The 18277-nt window shown below is 64.8% G+C and carries 17 protein-coding genes; 8 read left to right on the top strand and 9 right to left on the bottom strand.

The features are described from left to right. The 3 genes from JQ591_RS13570 to JQ591_RS13560 all read left to right on the top strand — a co-directional run bounded on the left by JQ591_RS13570 (window position 1) and on the right by JQ591_RS13560 (window position 2160). Window positions 1-609 (top strand): LemA family protein, encoded by a 609-nt coding sequence (locus tag JQ591_RS13570; protein WP_027520238.1) that lies wholly within the window; start codon window positions 1-3, stop codon window positions 607-609. A gap of 138 nt (window positions 610-747) precedes the next feature. Continuing rightward, entirely contained in the window at window positions 748-1659 is a 912-nt protein-coding gene (locus JQ591_RS13565) for a TPM domain-containing protein (RefSeq protein ID WP_211396516.1), read from the top strand. A gap of 3 nt (window positions 1660-1662) precedes the next feature. Continuing rightward, a complete protein-coding gene (locus JQ591_RS13560) occupies window positions 1663-2160 on the top strand; it encodes a TPM domain-containing protein (RefSeq protein ID WP_211396515.1) in 498 nt (165 codons plus the stop codon). Between the two features lie 184 nt (window positions 2161-2344). On the opposite strand, the gene JQ591_RS13555 is transcribed toward JQ591_RS13560, so the two are convergent. Both JQ591_RS13555 and JQ591_RS13550 read right to left on the bottom strand, forming a co-directional pair. Next, window positions 2345-3157 (bottom strand): MBL fold metallo-hydrolase, encoded by an 813-nt coding sequence (locus JQ591_RS13555; RefSeq protein WP_211396514.1) that lies wholly within the window; start codon window positions 3155-3157, stop codon window positions 2345-2347. Beyond that, window positions 3154-3525 (bottom strand): Crp/Fnr family transcriptional regulator, encoded by a 372-nt coding sequence (locus JQ591_RS13550; protein ID WP_211396513.1) that lies wholly within the window; start codon window positions 3523-3525, stop codon window positions 3154-3156. The genes JQ591_RS13555 and JQ591_RS13550 overlap by 4 nt, the downstream gene beginning before the upstream one ends. Window positions 3526-3814: 289 nt before the next feature. On the opposite strand from JQ591_RS13550, the gene JQ591_RS13545 reads away from it, so the two are divergent. The 3 genes from JQ591_RS13545 to JQ591_RS13535 all read left to right on the top strand — a co-directional run bounded on the left by JQ591_RS13545 (window position 3815) and on the right by JQ591_RS13535 (window position 6611). After that, window positions 3815-4780 (top strand): hypothetical protein, encoded by a 966-nt coding sequence (locus tag JQ591_RS13545; RefSeq protein WP_211396892.1) that lies wholly within the window; start codon window positions 3815-3817, stop codon window positions 4778-4780. Window positions 4781-4873: 93 nt separating this feature from the next. Continuing rightward, on the top strand, window positions 4874-6421 hold the full coding sequence (locus tag JQ591_RS13540; RefSeq protein ID WP_211396512.1) for a hypothetical protein: 1548 nt from the start codon (window positions 4874-4876) through the stop codon (window positions 6419-6421). Window positions 6422-6446: 25 nt separating this feature from the next. Continuing rightward, complete coding sequence (locus JQ591_RS13535) at window positions 6447-6611, top strand: hypothetical protein (protein WP_211396511.1); 165 nt, start codon at window positions 6447-6449, stop codon at window positions 6609-6611. A gap of 9 nt (window positions 6612-6620) precedes the next feature. On the opposite strand, the gene JQ591_RS13530 is transcribed toward JQ591_RS13535, so the two are convergent. From JQ591_RS13530 to putA, 3 genes are all read right to left on the bottom strand, one after another. After that, window positions 6621-7268: a glutathione S-transferase family protein gene (locus JQ591_RS13530; protein WP_211396510.1), complete on the bottom strand. Its 648-nt coding sequence runs from the start codon at window positions 7266-7268 to the stop codon at window positions 6621-6623. Window positions 7269-7417: 149 nt separating this feature from the next. Continuing rightward, complete coding sequence (locus JQ591_RS13525) at window positions 7418-8623, bottom strand: CaiB/BaiF CoA transferase family protein (RefSeq protein ID WP_211396509.1); 1206 nt, start codon at window positions 8621-8623, stop codon at window positions 7418-7420. A 302-nt stretch (window positions 8624-8925) separates the two neighbouring features. Beyond that, complete coding sequence (gene putA / locus JQ591_RS13520; RefSeq protein ID WP_211396508.1) at window positions 8926-11937, bottom strand: bifunctional proline dehydrogenase/L-glutamate gamma-semialdehyde dehydrogenase PutA; 3012 nt, start codon at window positions 11935-11937, stop codon at window positions 8926-8928. Window positions 11938-12051: 114 nt separating this feature from the next. On the opposite strand from putA, the gene JQ591_RS13515 reads away from it, so the two are divergent. Next, complete coding sequence (locus tag JQ591_RS13515) at window positions 12052-12513, top strand: Lrp/AsnC ligand binding domain-containing protein (RefSeq protein WP_007596520.1); 462 nt, start codon at window positions 12052-12054, stop codon at window positions 12511-12513. A gap of 170 nt (window positions 12514-12683) precedes the next feature. Here JQ591_RS13515 and JQ591_RS13510 read toward each other — a convergent pair whose 3' ends face one another. From JQ591_RS13510 to JQ591_RS13495, 4 genes are all read right to left on the bottom strand, one after another. After that, the gene (locus tag JQ591_RS13510) at window positions 12684-12884 is read right to left on the bottom strand and encodes a cold-shock protein (protein WP_007596519.1); all 201 of its coding nucleotides are present in this window, start codon (window positions 12882-12884) and stop codon (window positions 12684-12686) included. Between the two features lie 208 nt (window positions 12885-13092). Continuing rightward, on the bottom strand, window positions 13093-13401 hold the full coding sequence (locus JQ591_RS13505) for a cytochrome c (protein ID WP_211396507.1): 309 nt from the start codon (window positions 13399-13401) through the stop codon (window positions 13093-13095). An 11-nt stretch (window positions 13402-13412) separates the two neighbouring features. Next, window positions 13413-14612: a molybdopterin-dependent oxidoreductase gene (locus tag JQ591_RS13500; protein ID WP_211396506.1), complete on the bottom strand. Its 1200-nt coding sequence runs from the start codon at window positions 14610-14612 to the stop codon at window positions 13413-13415. Between the two features lie 135 nt (window positions 14613-14747). Next, window positions 14748-16478 carry an adenylate/guanylate cyclase domain-containing protein gene (locus tag JQ591_RS13495; protein WP_211396505.1) on the bottom strand — a complete coding sequence of 577 codons (1731 nt, stop codon included), beginning with the start codon at window positions 16476-16478 and terminating at the stop codon, window positions 14748-14750. A 222-nt stretch (window positions 16479-16700) separates the two neighbouring features. Here JQ591_RS13495 and JQ591_RS13490 point away from each other — a divergent pair, with 222 nt between their 5' ends. Then, window positions 16701-18266 carry a glycosyltransferase family 39 protein gene (locus JQ591_RS13490; RefSeq protein WP_211396891.1) on the top strand — a complete coding sequence of 522 codons (1566 nt, stop codon included), beginning with the start codon at window positions 16701-16703 and terminating at the stop codon, window positions 18264-18266. Window positions 18267-18277 lie beyond the last annotated feature (11 nt).

Genomic DNA, 18277 nt, shown 5'->3' with positions numbered 1-18277 from the left:
ATGCGCAAGATCCTGACCGTGCTGGCGGCACTGGCCTCGTTGAGCCTCACCAATTGCGGTTATAACGCGATCCAGAGCGAGGACGAGCAGATCAAGGCCAACTGGTCCGAGGTCGTGAACCAGTATCAGCGCCGCGCCGATCTCGTGCCCAACCTCGTCAACTCGGTGAAGGGTTTTGCCCAGCAGGAAAAGGACGTGCTGCTCGGTGTCACCAATGCCCGCGCCAAGGTCGGCAGCATCCAGGCGACGCCCGAGGTGCTGAACGATCCCGCCGCATTCCAGAAGTTCCAGGCCGCCCAGGGCGAACTTTCCGGCGCGCTGTCGCGGCTGCTCGTGGTCACCGAGAACTACCCGCAGCTCAAGTCGGATGCGCTGTTCAAGGATCTGATGTCGCAGCTCGAAGGCACCGAGAACCGCATCACGGTGGCGCGCAACCGCTACATCAAGGCGGTGCAGGACTACAACGTCACCATCCGTTCGTTCCCGAGCAACGTCACTGCGATGATGTTCGGCTACAAGGAGAAGCCGAACTTCTCGGTCGGGAACGAGAAGGAAATCTCGACCGCACCGAAGGTTGATTTCAACCCGGCGCCCGCGCCGTCGAAGTAAGTGCGCACTGTTTTGCGAACGCGCTTCGCCCCACCCACCGCTGTCATTCCCCGCGAAAGCGGGGAATCCAGTGCGCCGCGGCTTCTCCGTATTCCGCTGTCGTCTCTGGAATACTGGATCGCCCGGTCGAGCCGGGCGATGACAGCGCGGTTGTGGCGCGCCTGTTCGACCTTCCCGTCGTATGTTGCGCTCGTCCTTGCAGTCTTCCTCGCCTTTGCACTCCCCGCTTCGGCCGACGTCGCCATACCCCAACTGACCGGCCGCGTGGTCGATCAGACCGGCACGCTCTCCAGCGGCGACATCGCCGCGCTGTCGCAGAAGCTGCAGGACTTCGAGACCCGCAAGGGCAGCCAGGTCGCCGTGCTGATCGTGCCGACCACCGACCCGGAGACGATCGAGCAGTTCGCGATCCGCGTTGCGGAGGCCTGGAAGATCGGACGCAAGAAGGTCGACGACGGCGCCATCCTCGTTGTGGCCAAGAACGACCGGCATTTGCGCATCGAGGTCGGTTACGGCCTCGAGGGCGCGCTCACCGACGTCACCTCGCGGCGCATCATCGATGAAGCCATCACGCCGAAATTCAGGAGTGGCGATTTCGCCGGCGGCATCACGGCGGGTGTCGACCGCATGATTCGCGTCATCGATGGCGAGCCGTTGCCGACGCCCTCGCGGAGCGTGAATTTCGGCGATTGGAACGACATCGAGCCGCTTTTTTACTTCCTGCTGTTCGGCCCGCTGGTCATCGGCGGCATCCTGCGCTCCATGTTCGGACGGCTGTTCGGTTCGGGGATAACGGGAGCGATCGTTGGTGTCCTCGCCTGGTTCGTGATCGGCTCCGCGGTCATCGGACTGGGCGTCGGCGTGCTTGGCGCCGTCCTGACGTTTATCGCCGATCTGTTTGGGGCGGGATCGGGCACGGGATCCTCGCGCGGCCGGTCGTGGTCGAGCGGATCGTCATCCGGCGGCTGGAGTAGCGGATCGTCATCGAGCGGTGGCTTCAGTGGCGGTGGCGGCAGTTTTGGCGGCGGCGGTGCTTCGGGGAGCTGGTAGGTCATGAGCATCAAGCGCATCACCCGGCATCTGCTCCAGCATCATTGGCGTGCCAAGCAGGTGTTCCCGAAGGGCGTGCTCGACCGCATCGAGCAGGCGATCAAGCGCGGCGAAGCCAACCATTCCGGCCAGGTCCGCTTCGTGGTCGAAGGCGCGCTGGACGGCGGCCCGCTGTTTCGCAACCAGCCGGCGCGCGGGCGCGCGCTCGATGTGTTCTCGCAACTGCGGATCTGGGACACCGCGCACAACAACGGCGTCCTGATTTATCTCCTCCTAGCCGACCGCGATGTCGAGATCATCGCCGACCGCGGTATCGATGCGAAGGTTGGCGCCGAGGGCTGGGAGAGCATCTGCCGCGCGATGGAAGTCGAGTTCAGGTCGGGGCAGTTCGAGCGCGGCGTGATCGGCGGTATCGAGGCGGTGTCCCGGGAACTGGCAAAGCATTTCCCGCCGCAAGGTCCGCATCGCAACGAGCTGCCGGATGCACCGGTGGTGATGTAGCTCCAGCGTCGTCCCGGCGAAGGCCGGGCCCCATACCGCGAGGTCTATCGATGGCGCGCGGTGCGAGTCTTGCACGAAGTCTTCGCCAATCTACTCTCTGGGGTTATGGGTCCCGGCCTTCGCCGGGACGACATTGTGGAAGCGCCATGCTTCGTTTCGCGAGCAGACACGCGGCCGTAGCCCCCTAATCATCCAGCTTGTTCAAATCCCGCACCGACTGCATGATCGGCTCGAAGTTCGAGCGCGCATCGAGCGCGTCGAACAGTTGCGCGGTGTCGTCGAGCAATCCATGCGACCTCGCAATCGCGATGCGGACGTCTTGCTGCGGTGTGTCCGACAGGCGCCCGTGCCCGGACAGCAGGATCTTCGAGTCCAGCCCCTTCAGCCGCTCCAGCGACTGGATGTAGTCGGCGATGCTGCCCGAGCCGAACACGCCGCCCATCACGCCGCCCGGCATGAGCGTGTCGGCGGCGAACAAAAGGCCCTTGTCCTGGTCGAACAGCGTGATGCAGGCCGAGGTGTGGCCCGGGGTGTACATCACGTTGAGGCGGAAATTGCCGAGGTCGATCAGATTGCCCTCCTCGAGCCAGATGTCGACGTTGATCGGCATGTTCGGCTCGTTGAACATTTTTCGCAGCATCGAGAAGTCGTCGCGCAGCATGATCTTGTTGGCGGCGAGGCGATGGGCGGCGACGAAGGTGCGGCGCTCGTTAAAGTGCCAGGTCGCGCCGATGTGGTCGAGATGCTCGTGGCTGAGCACCACCATGTCGATCTTCTCCGGCGGGCAGTCGACGAAGTTCAGGCATTCCACCATCGCCGCATAGTTCGAGGACAGCCCGGCATCGATCAGGATGGTCCGCGCCGAGCCGCGCACGAGATAGACGTTGGCGGCGCGATTGGAGAAACGGATCTGGTAGACGTCGTCCGCAGCCTGGATCAGCGAGCAGGTGTCGTTCTTCATCAGGATCGGAAAGGTCGTCGGCTTGCCGTCGCTCATGATTGGGCCGCCCGGTAGCTGACCGCGTTGGCGGCGCGCAGGCGCTTCGACAGCGCGTCCATCACCATCAGCGCAAACGCCGGCTGCTGGCTGACGAGATAGACGAAGCGGGCGTGGTTGACCCTCATCACCTTCGTGTTCGGCGCCGCCGCGATCGCGGTCGCCGAACGAGCGGAGCCGTCGATCACGGCCATCTCGCCGAAGAATTCGCCCTTGCCGAGTTTGACGATGCTGGTCTTGCTGGTGCCGCTGATCTTGGCGATCTCGACCTCCCCGCTGAGGACAACGAACAGTTCGCGGCCGGTCGAGCCCTCCTCGAAGATGATGTCATCGACGCCAAACTCGTTGATGCACTTCTCGATCGTCATGACACCCCCAAGGGCCTCCTGCGGCCGTTCTGGCTGACAGGACAATCATGTTAGCGGGGTAACAGGGCCGGGCAAACAGCCCGTTCGGCGGGAGCGGGGCCTGCCGCAGGGCAGCATCGGCTGACAATTTGTTGCACAGCGCCACACCGGTTCCACTTTCCCGGCCCAATTCGGCCCCGGATGAGTTCCTAAAATTTTGGTAAGCGGGTCCGCAGGTAAGGAATTCGCAAGCAATGAAAGTTACCAAAAGGTCAACCGAGACTGGAGTATTTGAGCCGTGAGCGAACCAATGCCCGAGCAGGCCGTCCAGGATACTGGCGTCGTCGAAGCCACCGCGACCGCGCCGCAGGCCGTCGAGGCTGCTGCCGGCATCGAGGCCCCCTCGATTGCCCCCGACCACGAGACGCCGCCGAAGCCCGATCCGATCAAGATTGAGCCGCCGCGGATCGAGGTGCCCAAGTTCGAGGCCAAGGTTGAGCCCAAAGCCGAGACCAAGTCCGAGCCAAAGCCCGGCAAGCTCATCGTCATGGCACCCGCGGAGCGGTCCTGGGACCGTGAGGAGTTTGCGCCGCATGTGAAGGCGGACGAGCCGCGCGAGACCGGCGGCAAGCGCCGTCTGTCGGCGATGGCCGCGGTGGTGGCGATTGCGGCCAGTGTCGGCGCCATCAGCGGCGCGCTCGCGACCGCAGGGATGATGCACTTCGCAGCGCCCGCGCCGGCACAGGTCGCCGACACCAGCGCGCTGGAATCCTCGGTCGCCCGGATCGATGCCGATGTCGTCGCGCTCAAGGCCAACGTCGAGCACACCTCCAAGACCGGCCTCGGTCAGTTCAACCGCACCAGCGACCGCCTCGACAAGCTCGAGAAGGCGCAGGCCGAACCGATGGCCAAAATCGCAAAGCTGTCCGAGACCGTCGACAAGCTCCGTGCCCCCCCGCCCGCGGCGCCCGCACAGGCCGCAGCCGCCGCCCCCGCCAGGGAGACCACCGGCTCGATCGCGCCGACCCAGGTTGCGACCGCAGCAGCTGCGCCGGCTCCCGCCGCACCCAAGACCGAGGTCGGCCGGCTGCCGACGGTCGAAGGCTGGGTGCTGCGCGACGTCTCCAACGGCGGCGCACTGGTCGAGGGCCGCGGTGGCCTCTACGAGGTCTATGCCGGCGACCCCATCCCCGGCGTCGGCCGTGTCGATGCGATCCGCCGCCAGGACGGCCGCTGGGTGGTCGTCACCAGCAAGGGGCTGATCGTCGCGCGCTGAGCGGCTCATATCCGACTTTCGAAGAGGCGCTTCACCACCATGTGAAGCGCCTTTTTGCTTGAATAGCCGTCCCTGCGCGGTGTTACCTAGAGCATGAACCGCGCGTTGCGAATTCTCGTTGCTGCCGCCGTGTTTTTCGGCGGCGTCGTGTCGTTGTTGGCCGCGGAGAATGCGCAGCTGGCGCGCGGCACGGCGATCACCGATCCAGATCTCCTGAGCGAGCTCGACCAGCACGATGCGCTCACGATCTCGCGCCTGTTGTGGCCGGAGCGGACCGCGAACTTTCCGCTGACGACCGATTTGATGTTCTCGTGGTTGTCGCAGCTCAAGGAGATTCCTCCTGCGATCGACGCGGAGATCGACCGCTACGTCGCCCGGCAGAGAGCGGCCTATCCGACCGAGACCATTGGCGTCGGCGAAGGCTTTGATGTGCAATTATTCGATCGGGCCAATCTGAAATCCCGCGACACCCGCTTCGTGCTGGCCGGCATCGTCAACCGCATGGACCGTGCCTATCTCTCGGAAGATTCTTGCGGCGAGATCAGGCTGATCTACCGTCTCGCGCGTTTCGAGACCAAGCCGGACGGCGGCAGGACAGCAACGCGGCTGCCGATGACGCTCAATCTGGTGATGAAGGCGCGCGATGCGCGGCAGACGGACGGGAACGGCAAGCCGATCACCTGCGCCGAGGTCGCGCGACGCTGGCTCGGCAATGGCGCCTGGCAGGGGCTGATCGGCAGCAGCTCTTATCCTTACGATGCGATGCTCGATCGCATCGAGACCAACATTCAGATCTCGGTTGCAGCGAAATCGGCGTTGCACGATTTCCGCTCCGACTATCTGCTCAAGGTGTTCAAGTACGACGCCGCTTCCAAGACGTTCGAGGAATCGACGTTGGAGAACCAGATCGACCGCGACCGCATTCTCGCCGATAATGATCTCCGGCGCGACTTCAGGGATTGGCTGCTCGCGCCCGATCATCTTCGCGATTTCGATCGCGGCACTGTGCTGATCCCGGAAAAATTCCTGGCCAAGGCTGCGGTGGTGCCGACGCCCGCCGGCCTCGATGCCTCGGCGTTGCAGCCGGAGTTCGGCATGATGCAGGGGGAAGGCAACGGAGAGGGGCAAGGCGAGCCGGTCTTCACCGACAGCGATGTGGTTGGTGCGTTGAAGCAAGCTGCTGCGCGCGGGGACATGCAGAACGTCCGCTCGGTCGCGGGCTTCCAGCGCCGCCTCAACGACGTCACCTGCGCCGGATGCCACCAGACCCGCGGCATCGGCGGATTTCATTTCCCCGGCGTCGATTGGCTTGCGGACAAGCCGTCCAATTCCACCATCGTGCCGGCCTCGCCGCATTTTCTTGGCGACCAGGTCCGCCGCCGCGACATCCTGACCGCGATTGCCGCAGGCGAACGTCCTGATTTTTCACGCGGATTTGCCAGCCGACCGCAGACCCGCGGCAGCAATGAGCTGGCCGGGACCGAATATCAGGACGGCTGGGGCGCGCATTGTTCCCTGGAAAATGCGGGATCGGGATCGGCCGACAGGAGTTTTACGTCATGGAGCTGTGCTAAAGGGCTGACCTGTCAGGCTGCCGCGGCCTCGCGCCGCATCGGCATGTGCTTCATCAAGACGCGTTAAGCCAACAAAGCGATTTGGATGACCCATGACGAATACGAGCGACGCCAACAAGGAGCGCAATCGCGAGATCGCGCAGAATGAAGAAGCCAAGCAGGTCACTGGCAGCATCCGCGTCAGCACCTGGGCGGTCGCGGTCGCCGTCATGATCGGCGGAATCCTGTTCACGTTCGGCTGGCTGGCGCTGAAGTAGTCGGCGCCCTCACGTCGCGTAGTTCGTCATCCGCTTGCCGGGCAGCAGCTCGTAGGCCGGCTGCCAGCCGGGGAGTGCGGCCATGCGGCCAAGCCAGGCGTGGATGGCGGGATGGCTTTCCGCGAAATCGAAGCCGTGCTCGTCGCTCGGATAGTGCAGATAGGCCATCATCGAGATATCGGCGACCGTCGGCCTGGTGCCGATCGCGAAGGCATTATGCTGGAGATGGCCGTCGAGAATGCCGAGGAAGTCCTCGAGCCGCCGCCGAAAATGCTTCAGCACCTGCGGGTCGTTGTTCTCGGTGAACGCCCGCATGAAGCGATAGGTCGCCATGTAGCCGGTGAGCTTGTGGTTGTCCCAGAACAGCCAGCGCAGCAGCTCGAAGTTTTCGTCCGCCGTCTCGGCGCCGAAACGGCCGTATTGCTCGGCGAGCTTCAGCAGAAGAGGCGCGGTCTGCGTCATCTTCACACCGTCGACTTCGAGCACGGGAATCTCGCCCATCTCGTTCACGCTCTTGCGCCATTCCGGCGTGCGCGTGACGCCGCCGCCAAAGTCGGTCCAGACCGGCTCGAACCTATCGCCGCAAAGCGTCAGCATCAGCGCCAGCTTGTAGCTGTTGCCGGATTCGGGAAAGTAGTGCAGGCGATAGCTGGGCATGGGACCTCGCGGATGTTGCCGTGAGGTTATAGCGAGATCATTCCTCGTCGTCATTGCGAGCGCAGCGAAGCAATCCAGCAATGCATCCGCGGTGGGATTCTGGATTGCTTCGCTGCGCTCGCAATGACGGGATTGCAGCAGCGTATCACCTAGCCAACCGCCCCCTTCGACCGCAGCTGCTTGATCGCGGCCTCGTCGTATCCCGCGCCACGCAAAATCTCGTCACTGTGCTCGCCGACGCCGGGCGGCTTGCGTGGCTGCACTTTCTTGGCGCCGTCGATCCAGATCGGGCTGGAGATGGTGAGCATGGTGTCGTTCTCGAACGGCACCAGAACCTCGTTGTCGAGCATCTGCTTGTCGTTCGGGATGTCGTCCAGGATGCCGACGATGCCGAACACCAGCCCGTTGCCGTCGAGAATCTTGCGCCATTCGGCGAGATCTTTAGTCGCAAAGGTCTCGTCAAAGATCTTGATCAGCTCGACCGAGCGGGCGTGGCGGTCGGGTTTGGTGGCGAAGCGCGGATCGGTGATGAGGTCTTCGCGGCCCAGACACCTGGCCAGCGTCGGAAACTGCTTCTCCTCGCTCAGCAGCGACAGGATCAGCCAGCGGCCGTCCTTGCACTGGTAGTGGTTGGCGACCGCGTTCAACGCGCGTTCGCGCGGCCGCCGCTCGGCGAACTTGGCGCCGCAGAGCTTTGCCTGCGCCAGCACGCTCGCCGCCCACACTCCGTTCGCCATCAGGTTGGAGGCGACATGCGAGCCCTTGCCGGTCTTTTCGCGCTGGTACAGCGCGGTGACGATCGCGCCGTAGAACGCCATGGCGCAGGGATGGTCGCCCATGCCGGCGACCGAGCGGGCCGGCGTCGTGTCGGTATCGGCGCGGACGAGGTCCATCAGGCCGGAGCGCGCCCAATAGGCGTTGCTGTCGAAGCCGGGCTTGTTGGCCTCTTCGCCCTTTTCGCCATACCCGGTGAAGGAGGCGTAGATCAGCCGGTCGTTGAGATGGGCGAGGTGATCATAGGTGATGCCGAGCTTGGCGCGCACCGGCGGCGGCATGTTGGTGATGAAGACGTCGGCCTCTTCCACGAGCTTGTAGAGCACAGCCTGCGCTTCCGGCTTGGAGAGATCGAGCGCGATGCTCTTCTTGTTGCGGGCTTCCAGCAGCCAGGCGAAATTATGCTCGCTGGTCGGATAGCCCGGAATGTTGGGCAGATTGCGGTAGGGATCGCCGGCGCCGGGCGGTTCGATCTTGACGACATCGGCGCCGAAATCCGACAGCACGGTCGCGGCTGCTGGCGCTGCGATGAAGCTCGCGCAGTCCAGAACCTTGAGCCCTGCAAAAATGCCCTTTTCCATCGCGGCGTTGCTCCCTCGCTCTTGTCGTTTCCCGCGCGCTGGAATTGGCGCGGGGCAAGTCGTGGCAGCATTAGACCGATGTTTTGCCGGGATGCAACGGCGCCGGGCGCAGGGCTCGTTGCAGTGAGCCGTCACCCTGAGGCGGCCGCTTCTTCAGCGGCCCTCGAAGGGCGACGGCCCGGCTGCATCAGGGCCGTTCATCCTTCGAGGCTCCCGGCGCGATGCGTGGCATCGCGCCACTCGCACCTCAGGATGACGGAACTGGTGCCCTGCATCGTCGCGAGGACGCGAGCCAAGCAGCCTCACTCATCCCCTGCGAGCAGGGCAGCGTTGCCGCCGGCTGCTGCGGTGTTGATCGTCACGGTCTGCTCGGTCGCAAAGCGCGCGAGGTAGTGCGGGCCGCCGGCTTTCGGGCCGGTTCCGGAGAGGCCATTGCCGCCGAACGGCTGCACGCCGACCACGGCGCCGATCATGTTGCGGTTGACGTAGATGTTGCCGATCTGGACGCGGTCGACGATGGCCTCGATCGTATCGTCGATGCGGGAATGGATGCCGAGCGTCAGCCCGTAGCCGGTGCGTTCGATGGCTTGCAGGACGCGTTCGAGATTTTCGGCACGATAGCGCACGACGTGGAGGATCGGGCCGAACACCTCCTCGGTGAGTTGGCCGGCCTCCTTGAGCTCGAAAATATGCGGCGCGACGAAGCAGCCCTCCGGCGCGGTGCCGGCAAAGTGCAGCCGCGCCTCGGTCTTCATTCGTGCGATATGCGCATCGAGGCGCCGCTTGGCCTCAATATCGATCACCGGGCCGATATGGGTCGCGACGTCGCTTGCGTCGCCGATCTTCAACTCGCGCGCCGCGCCCGCGATCATCTCGATCATGCGATCGGCGACATCCTCCTGCACGAACAGCAGCCGCAGCGCCGAGCAGCGCTGGCCGGCGGAACGAAACGCCGAGGTGACGACATCGTCTGCGACCTGCTCGGGCAACGCGGTCGCATCCGCGATCATCGTGTTGATGCCGCCGGTCTCCGCGATCAGCGGCACGATCGGTCCGTCCTTGGCAGCCAGCGCCCGGTTGATGCTGCGCGCGACCTCGGTCGAGCCGGTGAAGACGACGCCGCCGATATCGGGGTGCGCGGTCAGCGCGGCGCCGAGGCTGCCGTCGCCGGTGACGAGGTGCAGCGCGCTTGCGGGGATGCCGGCCTCGTGCAGCAGCCGCACCGCCTCAGCCGCGACGCGCGGGGTCTGCTCTGCGGGCTTGGCCACCACGCTGTTGCCGGCCATCAACGCTGCCGTGACCTGGCCGAGGAAGATCGCCAGCGGAAAATTCCATGGCGAGATCGCGACGAAGACGCCGCGGCCGCGCATGGCCAGCGCATTGCTCTCGCCGGTCGGGCCTCGCATCGCCACATCGGTGCCGAACAGCTTGCGGCCCTGCGCGGCATAATAGCGGCAGAAGTCGGCGGCCTCGCGCAGCTCCGACAGCGCATCGTCGAGCGTCTTGCCGCCCTCGCGTTGCAGCAGCGCGATGAAATGGGGCGCGCGGTTCTCCAGAAGATGCGCGGCCTGCTCCAGCGCCGCCGCCCGCGTGGCCGCCGGAGTCCGGCTCCAGGCGGCAAAGCCTGTGCGTGCAGCAGTCACTGCCGCGTTGGCCTGATCCGCCGTTGCATCGGCGATCGGCTTGAGGTCAGCCGTCTCGGCCTTGACCTCCGTCAGCAACCGGTCGAGCGCGGCGCGCGCGCCGAATTCGACGCCGCGCGAATTGCGCCGCTCCGGCGCGAACAGATCGCCCGGCAGCGGAATCTTGGGATGGGCCGCCTGCTGCGGCCGGACGATGGCATCGGCCGGACGTTGCAACAGCGCCGTAACAGGCACGCGATAATCGGCCGCCTGCGCCACGAAGGAGGAGTTGGCGCCATTCTCCAGCAGTCGCCGCACCAGATAGGCGAGCAGGTCGCGATGGCTGCCGACCGGGGCGTAGGTGCGGTAGGCGATGCCGGGGTGATCCTTGGCGAGCTGCTCGTAGAGCGCCTCGCCCATGCCATGCAGGCGCTGGAATTCGAAGCCGCCGTTCTCACCGGCAAGCTCCAGCACGGTCGCGACGCTCAGCGCGTTGTGGGTGGCGAATTGCGGGAAGATGCGTGGCCGCAGACTCAAGAGCTTTTGAGCACAGGCGACGTAGTTCAGATCCGTCATCGCCTTGCGGGTGAACACGGGATAGCCGTCGAGCCCGCGCTCCTGCGCGCGCTTGATCTCGGTGTCCCAATAGGCGCCCTTGACCAGCCGCACCATCAGCCTGCGGTCATGCGCGCGGGCAAGCGCATCGACATAGTCGATCACGTCGCCGGCGCGCTTCTGGTAGGCCTGGATCGCGAGGCCAAATCCGTCCCAGCCCGCAAGCGAGGGATTGGCGAGCGTTGCCGCGATCACGTCGAGGGACAATTCCAGCCGGTCGGCTTCCTCGGCATCGACGGTGAAGTTGAGATCATGGCCCTTGGCGCGCTGCGCCAGATCCAGCAGTTGCGGCACCAGCTCAGCCATCACGCGGTCGCGGCTGATCGCCTCGAAGCGCGGATGCAGCGCCGAGAGTTTGACGGAGATGCCGGGCCGGTCGGGCAGGGGATGGCGACCCGCCGCCTTGCCGATGGTCTCGATCGCGCTGGCATAGGCGTCGAAATAGCGCTTGGCGTCGGTGGCCGTGCGCGCGCCTTCCCCGAGCATGTCGAAGGAATAGCGCGGCCTCTCACCGGAGCGCGGCCGGGCCCGCTCCAGCGCCTGCTCGATGGTCTCCCCCAGCACGAAATGATTGCCCATCAGCCGCATCGCCTGGCGCGTGGCTGTGCGCACGGCCGGTGCGCCCAGTCGCTTCACCAGCCGGCCGATGGTGCCGTCGGGCGTCTCGCCGGGCTGGATCACCCGTGCCGAGAGGCCTAGTGCCCAGGCCGAGGCGTTGACCAGGAAGGCCGTCGACTTGGTCTCGTGGTGGATGAAGTCGCCCTCGCCGAGCTTGTCCTCGATGAACTGGTCGGCGGTGCGCGCGTCCGGCACGCGCAGCAGCGCCTCGGCCAGCACCATCAAAGCGAGCCCTTCCTTGGTCGAGAGCGCGAACTCCCGCAGCATGTCCTCGACCCCTCCAAGACCCCCGCCGAGCCGGTCGTCGCGCTTGCGGATGGCTTCGATCAGCCGGGTCGCGGTGCGATCGATCCGCGCCTCCTGTGGCGGGCCGAAATGCGCAGATGGCAAGAGGCGCGCGGCGATGCCGGCATCATCGGGCGCGTAGGGGGCGATGAAGGGAGGTGGAATGTTCGGCATGGCGTGTCCTGTGGCTCAAATCCAGGATAATGCCCGCGCTACCTTAGCTCGATAGACAATTTAGCTGATTTGGCTTAGAAAATGAAGCCGCCGAGCCATTTAGCCTTATAAAGTATGGAACTTGATCGAACCGACCGGAAAATTCTCTCGATTTTGCAGCAGGACGGGCGAATCGCCAATGTCGAGCTTGCAGAACGCATCGGGCTGTCTCCGACCTCGATCGGCGAGCGGCTGAAGCGTTTGCAACGAGAGGGCTTTATCGAAGGCTATGGCGCGCGGCTCAACCCGCACCGGCTCGGCCTCGGGCTCCTGGTGTTCGTCGAAGTGCTGCTCGACAAGACCACGCCCGACAATTTCGAGCGTTTTGCCCGCGCGGTGAAACTCGCGCCCGAAGTGCTGGAGTGTCACATGGTTGCCGGCGGCTTCGACTATCTTGTGAAGGCGCGGCTGGCGGACATGACCGCGTATCGACGCTTCCTCGGCGAGACCCTGCTGTCGATGCCGGGCGTGCGCGAGACCCGAACCTATGCGGTGATGGAAGAGATCAAGCGCGACGCACCATTGCCGGTGGACTAACGAAGTGCTGTCGCGATTGTCATTGCTGCGGCGTTGAACGGGCGGTCTTCCCGGGCAAATAGTTCTCCGTGTGCAATCGCAACGCCTGTCGTCGAATGCACCGACCGTCTTCTAAAATTCTCTTGGCCCGGCTCCCGGATCGATCCGGGAGTTAGCAAACGCTGGCGGGCTTATACTTTGAGGTTCTCTGCGGAGCTTTTGCCTCGGTTTGCGATCTCTTCATATTCCACCGTCTGTCCTTCGTTCAGGGACGACAGACCGGCTTTCTGCACTGCTGAGATATGCACGAACACATCCTTGCCGCCCGACGCAGGCTGGATAAATCCATAACCCTTCGTCGGGTTGAACCACTTGACCGTACCTTTAGCCATCACGACTTCTCCGCGGGTCTTCCTCCGAGATCTCGAACCGCCAGTCCCCGCCAACCGGCCGGTTCGGTCCTAATACGATACGCGGAATGTGGCTGGCTTGGTAGCTCAAACCACATCGGCATTTTGCCGAATTCCGCTCAACTTCGCGGCGTTTTTGCCGGTTTTGCCCGTTTCGCGGTCAATTGGTCCGCGCGCCGCGAACCATCCGTCAATAAGTCGCGGCCAGATAGTCGACGATCTTGCTGACATCGCCATCGTCGATCGGTGCGCCATAGACCTTGATCATCTTGGTCACCTCGGCCTGCCAGAAGCCCTTCTTGTCCTTCATCGGCGGCTGTGTGTTGATGTAGTCGGCGGAGTGGCAGGCGCTGCAATTGCCCTGCACGATTTCGAGATTGGGGCCTGGCTTGAAGGCGGCGACCTCGTCCGGGAGCTTGTAATTGACGGGCGCCGCGACCACGGCGCCGATGCCGGCCGAGAACGCGAGCGAGATGGTGAGAAGAGCGGTGCGCTGCATGATCATTCCCCTCAGGCCACGGTGACGCGGACGGTTTCGACGACGTTGCGTAGATAACCCGCCGGATTCCAGCGCGGCGTATCCGGCTGGGTTTCACCGCCATTGCCGGTGGCGCGCACCTTGAGCTCGTAGGAGCCCGCCGCGAGCTTCACCGGCAGCTTCCATTCACGGAATGAGTATTTGCCAAAATCCTTGCCGAGCCTGGCGTTGGTCCAGCTCTTGCCGCCGTCGGTGGAGACCGCGACCTCCTTGATGCCCTTGCCGCCATCGAAGGCGATGCCGCGCAGCGTCGTGCCGCCTGCTTTCAGCTTGGCACCGTCGTTGAGGCTGGTGATGAAGGAACGGATGGTAAAGCGATTGATCGGGATCGTCGCCTTCGGTGCGGTGCCTGGCTCGACCGCGTTGTTCGGCGTGTCCGGAATGCGATAGGCCGACTTCATCCAGAAGCCGTCATAGACATTGTCGACGACGGTGATCTCGTTGAGGTGCTTGACCCAGTAGGTGCCGTAATAGCCGGGCACGATCAGGCGCAGCGGAAAGCCGTTGAGGAACGGCAGGTCCTCGCCGTTCATGCCATAGGCCAGCATCACCTCGCCGTCGCTGGCGTGATCGATATCGAGCGCCTTGACGAAATCGGGCGTCTTGTCGCTGACCGGACCGTCCATGCCGTTGAAGGTGACCTGCTTGGCGCCGCTCTGCACGCCCGCCATCTCCAGCACGGCCTTCAGCGGCACACCGCGCCAGCGCGCATTGCCCATCGCGCCGTTGGCGAGCTGGCCGCCGGCGACGCGCGGATCCGAGAAGCCGCGGCTGTTGCCGGAGCACTGGTTGACGGCGACGATCTCGGTCGCCTTCATCTTCCTGATGTCCCTCAGCGACAGCTTGAGCGGCTTGTCGACCTTGCCCTTGACCTCAAGCGTGAACTTGTCGGGGTCGAGATTGTAGGGCAGGTCGGAAAGGTGATAGCGCACGAAGAACGCGTTATTCGGCGTGATCGGGCCGTCGTTGAACACCGAGAACGGCGTCTCGAGCTGCGGCGGGCGGCTCGTCAGGCCGATCATCGGCCGCTTCTGCGGATATTTCACCAAGGGACGTTCGCCATTGGCGAAGGGCAGGGTGACGGTGTCGAGTGCCAGCGCCTTGGTCGAGTTCAGTGCGGCCGAAATAGCGGCAAGGCCCGCTCCTTTGAGCAGGTCGCGTCGATCGAACATGTGGTCTCCTCCCGGAGCTTTTCGTTGGATCGCGGTCATCACCGCGATCCTGCGCTCATCTGTCGCAACGACCCGGATGAAGTCAATTCGTGCTTTCGCAGCAGGCCCATGCCGTTGCGTTGCAGCAAGCCGGTGTTACGCCGCGACGCGTTCGCCGTGATCGACGAGCGCCGACAGCTCCCTGGCGTCCGCGACGACGCGCACGGCCATCGGTTCGTCGCGGCCGCGGATCGCGACCTCCTGCTGCGGCAGTGCATCATCGGCAAGGCCCGCGGTGCGGCGGACTTCCTCCGAGACGATCGCTTCGCAGGCCAGTGTCTTGGTCATGTCCTGGAGGCGGGCCGCGACGTTGACGGCATCGCCCAGTGCCGTGAAGACGATGTGATCGCGATAGCCGATGTCGCCGATGATGACCTCGCCGCCATGGATACCGATGCCGAAGCGGATCGGCTGGCGCAGATCGTGGGCGAGGAGCTCGTTGAGCTCGTCGATATGCCTGGCGATCCCGGCGGCGGCCTTCAGCGCCTGCCGGCAGGCGGTCTGCGGATCGGCGGTCAGTCCGAACAGCGCCAGCATGCCGTCGCCGACGAACTGGTTCGGCTGGCCGCCATTCTCGATCACGGCCTGCGAGACGGCGCCGAGGAAGCGGTTGACGATGAAGACGGTGTCGAACGGCAGCCGCTTCTCGGCCAGTTGCGTCGAGCCGCGCATGTCCACGAACAGGCTGACGAGATAGCGCTCCTGGCCGATTCTGGCGGGCGTCGAGGCCTGCGCGCTCGACGACTGGGTATGCGAGGTGAAGAGCTGGAAGAAGGAGAGGTCCGATGTCGGCCGCAGCTGGCAGGCCAGCCTGATCGAGGGATCGCTGGTGCCGACACGGGTGAGCACGAACGCCTCGCGCTGCGACGGCTCGGGCAGGGTGCCATGATCGCCGATGACGCGGATGCGGCAGGTCGAGCAGCGGGCGCGGCCGCCGCAGACGCTGGCATGCGGCACATTGTGGCGCAGGCTCGCCTCCAGCACGGAGAGGCCCTTGGGGACGCGCACCGTCTTGCCGTTGCCGTAGGACAGCGCGATCATGCCACCGCGCCGCTCGCGCAAGGCGCGCGCGCCGCGCGCCAGCAGCGCCAGGGCGAGCAGTCCGAGATAACCGGCAGTGAGGCCGCCGGTGATGCGGTCGAGCGTCGCGGCCTCGGCAGCCGTGCCGACCTGGCGGCGCGTGAGATTATGCGTCCGCCATTCCCCATCGTCCGCTTCGACCTCGACGCTGCGGCCACCCTGGTAGACGCCCAGCAGCGCCAGCGTCGGGATCAGCACGGCCGCCGCGAGCAGATAGGGCGCCGCGCGCGTGAAGAAGGATTTGAGGCGGAGCCAGAAGAAGATGCCGATGCAGCCGTGCACCCAGGCGACGAGAAGCAGGATCGTCATCGGCCAGATACGGTTCGACGCGACGAAGAACAGATAGAGTTCCTGCGGATAGAGCTTTTGGTGTCCGTACAGCGTCTGGCCGAGCCGCACGCCGATCACATGCGCCATGACCAGCGCGGGGATGCTCAAGCCAAGCACGAGCTGCAGCGGCTCGACCGTCCGCCAGCGGAACTGCCGGCGCTGATACAGCGCATAGATGCCGAGCCCCATATGCGTGAGCGCCGCCGTGTAGAACACGATCGCGACAGGCAGGAACTGCCAGAACAGCGTGTGGTAGTAGACCCCGATCTCCATGGCATCGACCGAGATGTTGCCGAGCGCGTGGTTGAGGAAATGGCTGACCACATAGGAGAACAGGATGACGCCGCAGACCAGCCGCACCTGGCGCACGCTGATGGCGCGGACGAGTTCGGACATCTGTGCAGGGGCGGTGGCCATGATTCGCTTGTATCAGTTCACCAAGGAGAACAGCCAGCGTAGCGTTTAATTCCGGGGGTGGACAGCTGGCCCGATCACATGCGCGGTAGGACATACTCCATTGTCGTCCCGGATCGGCGCTTCGCTCGTCCGGGACGACGATCGAGTCGGGCGCCCCCCGCATTGACTCCCCCTCCCAGGTTGGCGAAAAGCGCGGCCGTGACGACAACTCCCGACATCACGATGCCCCCCGCCGGCGCGGCGCGCCGGCCGCTCGTCATGGCCGCGGCGATCATCGCCGCGATGACGCTGCTGCGCATCGTCTACGCCTCCGCAATCGAGCTGCGCACGGATGAGGCCTATTACTGGACCTGGTCGCAGGAGACAGCGCTCAGCTTCCTGGATCATCCCCCCGGCATCGCCTGGCTGATCCGGTTCGGCACCGCGATCTTCGGCGACACCACGCTCGGGGTGCGCTTCGGCGGCATCGTGACGATGCTGGTGACGCAGCTCCTGCTCGCCGATATCGTCCGCCGCCTCACCCACGACATGCGCGCCGTCGTGCTCGCGGTGTTGATGCCGGAGGCCGCGCTGTATTACGGCCTGCTGATGGCCAAGGTCGCGCCCGATGTCGCCATGATCCCGTTGGCGGTGGCGATGATGTGGTCCCTGGTGCGGCTTGCGCAGGGCGGCGACGGCCGCTGGTGGCTCGCGGCCGGCCTGTTCGCCGGGCTGGCGATGCTGTCGAAATTCACCGTGATCATGTTCGCGCCGGCGGTTGCCGCCTTTCTGCTGGTGCCGGATTGGCGCTGGCGCTGGTTGCGCAGCCCCTATCCGTATCTCGCGGTTCTGATCGCAATCGTCGTGTTCTCGCCGGTCCTGATCTGGAACGTGCAGCACGATTGGGCCTCGATCCGCTTCCAGGGCGTGCGCGCCACCACCAATTACGGCATCTCGCTCCGCACGATCGGGGATTACATCGGCCTGCAATTCGGTCTGGTCGGCTTCGTCATGCTCCCGGTGGTGCTGACAGGGGTGGTGCTGACGGCGTGGCGCGGCTATCGCACGCGCGAGCCGGTCGCGATTCTGCTGTCGACCGCGGTCTTGGTACCGTTTCTCTATTTCCTCTCGAAATCCCTGACCCTCCGCGTCGGCGACACCTGGCCGATGTTCATGTGGCCGGTCGGTTTTGCCGCCGCCGCCATCAACCTCACCATGCTGTCGCGTGAAAAATGGTCGGCGCGGATGATCAGGTCGTCGCTGTTCTGGGCCAACACGGCGGTGGTCTCGGGCGTCGCTTTTGTCGTCATCGTGTTCCTCTACTACGTCGCCGCGCCCTGGAATTTGCTCGGCAAGATCGATCCGATCGGTGCCGAGTCCGGCTACGAGCAGGTCGCGGCGCGCGCGCAGGCCGCGCTGGACGAGACCGGCGCGACCTGGATCGCCACCACGGACTACCGCACCTATGCCATGATGCGCTGGCTGTTCCGGGGCCGCGTGCCGGTGATCGAGATCAACGAGCGCGGCCGCTTCCAGGACTTTCGCGATCCCGGCCTGGACCGGATCAAGGGCCGCGCGGGCATCTATGTTGGCCGTGAGCCGGACAACCGCTCATCGCTGTGGGAGAACATCCCCGCCAAGCGTGAACCGCTTGGCCAGGTCGAACGACGCTGGCGGGGCGTTCTGACGGACACCTATGTGATTGAAAAGCTCACTGGCTGGACGCCAGAGCTGTCACCGCCGAAGGATTCTCCGCTGTTCCAGTGGCGCGTGCTGGCGGGGGAGTTCGCGCGGCGTACGCTCGCTTAGCGAGGCGAACG

This window comes from Bradyrhizobium canariense (assembly GCF_018130465.1).
GTDB classification, from domain to species: Bacteria; Pseudomonadota; Alphaproteobacteria; order Rhizobiales; family Xanthobacteraceae; genus Bradyrhizobium; species Bradyrhizobium canariense_C.
Note: the sequence above shows the minus strand (reverse complement) of the source record. Positions and strands in the feature narration are given on the sequence as shown.